A 5,288-nucleotide genomic window follows, 5' to 3' on the forward strand; every position below is an offset into this window, starting at 1 on the left:
AGAAAATCAAAAGGAATGGGCTATTTCATTCCGTTAATTTTCTGCTTATGACGCGAGTGTCTGGGGGTTGCAGCTGGACGAGTCGATTCCCAGCCAACTCGAGCCCTCATCCAGCAACGGCCCCACTTAGCTCGAAACTGAGCCTTAAACAATCGGGAGCTTTAATTAAATATGAAAAACTAACTACAGGATCTATTATAGAGTTTATCAAATAGGGGGAATTGGATATGGATAAATTGAAAAAAGGTATTGAAGAAATGCAAAACCATAATTATGAACAGGCAGCACGCTTGTTTACAGTAGCCATCGACGAAAATCCGAAAGAACCGGTGGGTTACATTAATTTCGGAAACTTATTAACACACATGAACGATTATGAACGGGCAGCACGTTTCTTTCATCGTGCCATCGAACTTGATCAAGAAGCAGCGACCGCTTATTACGGACTTGGTAACGTATATTATGAGCAAGAGAAATTCACAAAAGCACAGGAGCAATTCATCCATGCCATTCAAAATGGTCTTGATGAAGCAGATGTCCATTTTATGCTGGGTATGACATTTATCCATCAGGAATATGTCAAATTGGCATTACCCTATTTATTAAGGGCTGCAGAACTAGCTCCTGAAGATGTTGATATCCAGTTTCAATACGGCCTCTGTCTTGCACAGAACGGGCAGATTGATCAGGCTGAACAGACGATAAAACATGTGCTACAATTGGAAAATAACCATAGTGACGCCCATTACAACCTTGGTGTGGTTGCACTCCATAAAGAAGATGCCAACATAGCATTAAAACATTTTGAAAAGGCGCTGGAAATTCAGCCTGATCATATGCTTGCTGGCCATGCAAAAACTCAAGTTGAACAAGCGTTAAACGAGTAATGACCGAAGGAGAAAGATGGACATGATACAACAATCGCTTTTTTCTGAATCGAATGAAGATCGACCGTATATCAAAGGAGAACTAAGTAGGATGATCTTTCATAATGAGGCAGAACACTTTTCGATTGCATCGATCAAGGTGCGTGAAACAAATGAAGATTTTGAAGAAAAGAGCCTTGTCATCAAAGGCCATTTCTCTCCGCTAGAAGAAGGGGAAACGTACATCTTTTATGGTGCGTTCCAAAATCACAAGAAATTCGGTCTACAGTATGAAGTGGAGATGTATAACCGTGTCCTTCCCGAGACGAGAGACGGACTCGTCATGTACTTATCCAGTGATCTGTTTCATGGAATTGGAAAAAAGACTGCTGAGAGAATCATCGACCATCTAGGTGAACAGGCTATTTCCAAGATTCTTGAAAATAGAGAGGCTCTTGAAGAAGTACCGAAGTTGCCAAAAGAGAAGGCCGATCAGCTTTATGACGCACTCAAAGAGCATCAGGGGTTTGAGCACGTCATGATCCACCTTTCTCAATATGGCTTCGGTCTAAAGTTATCCCAAAAGATCTATGAAGTGTTTAAGGATCAGACGTTGGCGATTATAGAAGAGGACCCCTATCAGCTAGTGTTTGAAGTTGAGGGTTTTGGGTTCCATCGAGCAGATGAGTTAGCAAAAATGCAAAATCTCGCGCATGACCATCCGACTAGGATCAGGGCGGCGTGCTTATATATGCTTAGAAAAAGTATGTCAGCGGGTCACGTCTACCTGCCGACTGAAGAATGTCTGAAACAGGTTGATCAACTTTTGAATCAGAGTGCTGAACCTGAAATTTCCTTTGAGCAATTGTCAGAACAGGTGATTCATTTAGGCGAAGAACGTTATGTTTTTGTAGAAGAAGATAGAATTTATCTACCTTCTCTTTATTTCGCAGAGAATGGCTTTTGCCGTCATATGGAACGTATGCTGCAAGAAGAAGCAGAAACGGAGCATACACAGGCAGATTTGATGAAGGTCATTGGAGAAATCGAAGAAGAAGAATCAATGAGCTATGGAGAAGATCAGTTCCAGGCGATAGAAAAAGCGTTGCATTCAAAGCTGATGATTCTAACAGGAGGGCCAGGAACAGGAAAGACTACGGTCATTAAAGGTATTATTCAATCCTATGCACGCTTAAATGATGTATCGATTGACCACGATGATTACAATTCAGATGAGCCTTTCCCTTTCATATTAGTTGCGCCTACTGGCCGTGCCGCAAAACGAATGACTGAGTCGACGGGACTTCCAGCTAGTACCATCCACCGTTTGCTTGGCTGGGATGGGCACGATTCGTTTGACCGTAATCAGAACAATCCTCTAGAAGGAAAAGTGCTGATTGTTGATGAGTTTTCAATGGTCGATATTTGGCTCGCGAATCAACTGTTTCGTGCAGTCCCATCAGATATGCAAGTGTTACTCGTAGGAGATGAGGACCAGCTTCCTTCTGTCGGACCTGGTCAAGTCCTCGCTGATTTGCTTGCCTCCGGTCAATTGCCTTCTGTAAAACTGACAGAGGTTTACCGTCAAAAAGAGGGATCAAAAATCATTCAACTAGCCCATGAAATAAAAAACGATCAATGTACACAGAATTCCCTCATCAAGGAGCATGACTTCAACTTCATACCGGCTAATGAGCATCAACTCACTGAGCTTGTTACAAACATCGTAAAGAAAGCCGTTGATAAGGGAATTGAATTAAAGGAATTGCAAGTCCTCGCTCCTATGTATCGGACGGAAGTAGGCATTCATAAACTGAATGAGGAAATTCAGCGAAAGGTCAATCCTAAAAGCAAACAAAAGCGGGATATCACCTTCAAGGATGTTACATTCAGAAAAGGGGATAAAGTGATTCAACTTGTTAATCAACCTGAGGATGGAGTCTATAACGGAGACATAGGTGAAATTGTCGCGATCTTCCGTGAAGAGGAAAACGTGGATGGAGTCGAACAAGCAGTAGTGGAGTATGAGGGGAAAGAAATCGTGTACCCCAAGAAAGATCTAAGTAATATCATGCATGCGTACTGTACATCGATCCACAAATCTCAGGGAAGTGAATTTTCCATTGTTATTTTACCAGTTGTCCGCAGTTATCGACGTATGCTGAGGAAAAATTTATTGTACACAGCGATTACCAGGTCGAAGCAGTCACTTATTATTTGTGGAGATCGCAACGCTTTTATTGCAGGTGTCCAAACGACGGATACGAACTTGCGTTATACATGGCTGAAAGAAAAACTTCAAGAAGAGTCAACCCATGAGCCTGTAGTTACCGAAGATGAGGAAGAACTATCCCCTTATGACTTTATGTAATAGAGGAGCGTGTGCTGGAATGAAGCATGTTTTGGGAATGTCGGGAAGTACAATATTGTCCGACCCTAATCAATTTAGTAAATTGTTTAAATGGGGACTTCCGCATATAGAGATCGGAGAGTTTCCGGACCGGGAGTCCTTTTTAACTTTTTACAAGATGGCAAAGGAGAAAGGGATGAGCTTCGGCGTTCATTCTCCATTGATCCGTGGAGAGAGTAAATATGACTTGATTGATGAAGTTGTCATGACTCCACAACAGGCGAGAGCTAATTTTGAAAAAGAGGTTTCAGAATTGGCTAGTTTAGGTGCAGAATATATACTGGTTCATTTTCCATATTTCAAAACTTCGAATATAGATTCTCCAAAGATAAAAATAGAGGAGGGCCTCCAGTTTTTAAGCAGACTGCAAGAAGAATATGGCATTCCGATTGTATGTGAACCGAAGCTGGGTCCAAGGCAGTCCCCTCATAATATAGTACTCTTGCATGAACATGGCTTGAATTTATGGAAGAAGTATGGTTTATACATATGCATAGATTTAGGAGATTACTTTATGGCAACGAAGGATCAATGGGAAGAGTATATCCGGCCCTTGCTTCCTTTTACAAAAGTCGTTCACTTACATCACGTAAAGTATGTAGAAGATGGGTATTTCTGGGTGCCGGCCCATCCTGACTTTGAAAATTCTACTCAACATTTCACGCTTGAACAATGCTTAAGGCTTGTGGAGAGTGGAGCAGGGAAGTATTTCATTTTTGAACATACCCCGCACACCTCACCTTCCGACTCTTTTGTAGAAGCTGGCATAAGATGGATTCGTAATCTTGTAGAATAATGTATGATATTTTTCCTCATGGACATAATGATTGGTAAAAAAAGGAGAATCATTTCCATGAGGTGTCCGAACTGTCAGAACAAAAATCTTGGAAAAATCGGAACGGATCAATATTATTGCTGGAATTGCTTTCTTGAGCTTTCAATAGAAAATGGTAAGATGAATATCAATCAAATAGAGGAAGATGGCAGCCTGAGCTCTTTGAATGACATATTCTATCAACAAGGATCATAGAGGGCTATGAATGAGAAGTCGGGTAAATGGGTTCGAAGACTCACGATCTTTTTCATCACCCTCCTTTCTTTGTTATTGCTCGCCTATCTTTTTCCTTACTATGATCATATTCTAGTCATGATCGGGAGGGTGTTTCTTCCCTTTATCATTGCGCTAGTGCTTTCTTTGCTACTTCATCCGCTGGTGCGGTGGCTGGAAAAAGCGGGACTTCCTCGATCGATGGCTATCCTTTTCATCTTTGTGGGATTCTTTATGTTTGTGAGTCTGGGAGTTTACCGGGGCTTTCCCCATTTGCTGGAACAATTGAAATTACTTACTGAGCAGCTTCCACAGATGTCAGATACTTATCAGAAATGGACGAAAGAATTTTATGAGCAGACCGAACGTTTCCCGGACGGAATTCATGAAAAGCTCGATGGGACGTTTTCGCAATTCGAAGAGTGGCTAAGTGCCAAAGTCATGCTGATCGTAACGGGACTTAGTGGAGTCTTTAATATGATCGTCCTGATCGCTGTCATTCCGGTAATGACATTTTATTTTTTGAAAGATTATAAAACGATTGGTCACTGGCTGCTAAGCCTTATGCCAACAACATGGCATGAGGAAGCCACTCGCTTGACGAGAGAATTGAATCGCTCTTTAGGAGGCTATATCAGAGGTCAGTTATTCATAAGCCTTTTCATTGGAGTATTAGCGACCATTGGGTTTTACCTTGTGGGACTCCCATACCCGCTCGTTCTAGGAGTAATCGCTGGAATCACAAATATCATTCCTTATTTCGGCCCTTTACTAGGAGCGGTCCCTGCGGTCATCATAGCGGTTACCATTTCAATTAAAACGCTCATATTCAGTTTGCTCGTCGTTATTATTATCCAGCTCGTAGAAGGAAATCTGCTTTCCCCCTATATCATGGGAAAAAGCATCCATATCCATCCTTTGCTTATCATTCTCGCACTGCTGGCTGGCGGCGAGCTCGCCGGGG

General features: G+C 42.0%; 5 protein-coding genes. All 5 read left to right on the forward strand.

The features are described 5' to 3' along the window. The first annotated feature begins 227 nt into the window (after positions 1–227). Complete coding sequence (locus LD39_RS17055; RefSeq protein ID WP_035550399.1) at positions 228–887, forward strand: lipopolysaccharide assembly protein LapB; 660 nt, start codon at positions 228–230, stop codon at positions 885–887. Between the two features lie 22 nt (positions 888–909). Further along, positions 910–3,237, forward strand: a complete 2,328-nt coding sequence (locus tag LD39_RS17060) for an ATP-dependent RecD-like DNA helicase (RefSeq protein WP_035550403.1) — start codon at positions 910–912, stop codon at positions 3,235–3,237. Positions 3,238–3,256: 19 nt separating this feature from the next. Then, the gene (locus tag LD39_RS17065) at positions 3,257–4,072 is read left to right on the forward strand and encodes a TIM barrel protein (RefSeq protein WP_035550409.1); all 816 of its coding nucleotides are present in this window, start codon (positions 3,257–3,259) and stop codon (positions 4,070–4,072) included. Positions 4,073–4,129: 57 nt separating this feature from the next. Continuing rightward, the gene (locus LD39_RS23190) at positions 4,130–4,306 is read left to right on the forward strand and encodes a hypothetical protein (RefSeq protein WP_197061449.1); all 177 of its coding nucleotides are present in this window, start codon (positions 4,130–4,132) and stop codon (positions 4,304–4,306) included. 6 nt (positions 4,307–4,312) lie between these two features. After that, positions 4,313–5,288 (forward strand): AI-2E family transporter (locus tag LD39_RS17070; protein WP_035550407.1); only part of this gene is annotated, 976 nt, incomplete at its 3' end.

It is taken from the genome of Halobacillus sp. BBL2006 (genome assembly GCF_000786645.1).
Classification (GTDB): Bacteria; Bacillota; Bacilli; order Bacillales; family Halobacillaceae; genus Halobacillus.